Here is a 2315-nt window from a genome sequence, read left to right as displayed (position 1 = left end):
TCCACCTATTTAAGTGGACACCACTTCTAGCCTTTTAAGAGGGTCTTTCATGCAGCCACAACGCCGTTCCTATTCCAGGTCGTTCAAGGCCCAAGTCATTCAAGAGTGCGCCCAACCTGGGGCCTCGATTGCCAACGTTGCGCTGAGCCACAGCCTCAACGCGAACCTCGTCCACAAGTGGATTCGGCTGCAAACGCAGAAAAGCATGGCGCTGCATCCCGCTTTTGTTTCACTGCCCATGCCACTCGCCAGCACTGAGTCGCAATCGGCATCATCGACTATCAGCGTTGAGATCCAGCATCCGCGCGGCACCGTTAAAGTGAACTGGCCAACTGAAAGTGCTGCTGCCTGTGCAACCTTTCTTCGAGACCTGTTGCGATGATTCGTATCGACGCCATCTGGCTCGCCACTGAGCCCATGGACATGCGCGCCGGCACTGACACAGCGCTGGCGCGGGTGGTGGCCGTGTTCGGTGCGGCGCAGCCGCACTGTGCTTATCTGTTTGCCAACCGCCGCGCCAATCGCATGAAAGTGCTGGTGCACGATGGGTTGGGCATCTGGCTGGCGGCGCGCCGACTGCATCAAGGCAAATTTTTCTGGCCGGGATCTCGGCACGGCTCGCAGATGGAATTGGGTGCCGAACAACTGCATGCCCTGGTGCTGGGTTTACCTTGGCAAAGAGTTGGGCAAAACAGTGCGATTACCCTGATGTAATCACTGCCATGGCCAGCGTCGCCGTGCAATTGTCCGATGAGCCTATCGTCAGTGTTGGCCTGTTCTGACAAAATCGGCGGCATGACTTTGCTTCCTGATTTCGACCAATTAAACCCTGAACAACTGCGCGCTATCGCCGCGCAGCTGATGCAGCGTGTCGAGACTCTCGATCAAAAAGTCGAGTCCATGGACAAGCAGATCCATCACTACAAAACGGTCAACGACAAGCTGACCCACGAGATCGCACAGCTCAAGCGTTTCAAGTTTGCCAAGCGCAGCGAGCAGCTAAATCCGTATCAAACCAGCCTGCTCGATGACGTGATCGATGCCGATATCGCGGCCATCGAAGCCGAGCTTGAGACGTTGCAACCCGCTCCAGCCCCGACCGTGGCTCGGCAAAAACCTAAACGCACCGCCTTGCCGCCCGAGTTTCCACGCACGCCCATCCATCACGAACCGGACAACACTCACTGCCAATGCGGCTGCGCCCTCAAGCGTATCGGCGAGGATGTCAGCGAGAAACTCGACTACACGCCCGGCGTGTTCACGGTTGAACAACACATCCGTGGCAAGTGGGTCTGTGAGGACTGCGAGACCCTGATCCAGGCACCTGTTCCTGCGCAGGTCATCGATAAAGGCATCCCCACAGCAGGTTTGCTGGCTCAAGTGATGATCGCCAAATACGGTGATCATTTGCCACTGTACCGTCAGGAAAAGATCTTTGGCCGGGCCGGCCTCGCCATCCCGCGCTCGACCTTGGCGCAGTGGGTCGGCACTTGCGGTGTGCAACTGCAACCACTGGTTGATGCTCTGCGCGAAGTGGTGCTTGGACACAACGTGGTGCACGCCGATGAAACGCCGGTACAGGTGCTCATGCCTGGCTCGAAGAAAACCCATCGGGCCTACGTCTGGGCCTATGCAACCACCGCGTCTGCCGATATCCGCGCAGTGGTGTACGACTTCAGCCCCAGCCGCTCGGGCGAACATGCACGCAACTTCCTGCAAGACTGGAAGGGCAAGCTGGTCTGCGATGATTTTGGTGGTTACAAAGCCAGTTTTGCACTCGGTGTCACTGAAATCGGCTGCATGGCCCATGCGCGGCGTAAGTTCTTCGACCTGCACGCCACGAACAAAAGCACGCTCGCCGAGCAAGCTCTGCGCTATATCCAGTTGCTGTACGAAATCGAAAGTGAAATCCGCGATTTGGAGCCCGATGTACGGCGACGAATACGACAAGAAAAAGCCGTCCCCGTGATGAACATGCTGCACACTTGGATGATCGCCCAGCGCGAGCTGGTACACGAGGGTGTGGCCATCGCCAAGGCCCTGGATTACAGCCTGAAACGCTGGACGGCGTTGTCACGTTATCTGGATGACGGCGCGGTGCCTATTGATAACAACCACATCGAGCAGCAAATCCGGCCATGGGCGCTCGGACGCAAGAACTGGCTCTTTGCAGGGTCGTTACGCAGCGGACAACGCGCGGCTGCGCTGATGAGTTTGATCCAATCGGCCAAGCTTAACGGGCATGATCCGTATGCTTATCTCAAGGATGTGCTGATGCGGCTGCCGACGCAGCGCGCCAGTGAGATCGCCGAGTT

At 57.6% G+C, this 2315-nt stretch carries 3 protein-coding genes; all 3 read left to right on the top strand.

Annotated elements, in window-relative coordinates:
• Nucleotides 1–49 precede the first annotated feature (49 nt).
• A complete protein-coding gene (gene tnpA, locus BGP85_RS00140; RefSeq protein ID WP_019818068.1) occupies nt 50–382 on the top strand; it encodes an IS66-like element accessory protein TnpA in 333 nt (110 codons plus the stop codon).
• On the top strand, nt 379–714 hold the full coding sequence (tnpB, locus tag BGP85_RS00135) for an IS66 family insertion sequence element accessory protein TnpB (protein ID WP_019719038.1): 336 nt from the start codon (nt 379–381) through the stop codon (nt 712–714). Before tnpA ends, tnpB begins: the two co-directional genes overlap by 4 nt.
• 81 nt (nt 715–795) lie before the next feature.
• Nucleotides 796–2315, top strand: a 1520-nt coding sequence (gene tnpC / locus BGP85_RS00130; RefSeq protein ID WP_103466413.1) for an IS66 family transposase, incomplete at its 3' end; no start/stop codon positions are given.

It is taken from the genome of Pseudomonas putida, from assembly GCF_002906855.1.
Lineage (GTDB): Bacteria > Pseudomonadota > Gammaproteobacteria > Pseudomonadales > Pseudomonadaceae > Aquipseudomonas > Aquipseudomonas putida_N.
This window is presented reverse-complemented; position numbering and strand designations above follow the sequence as displayed.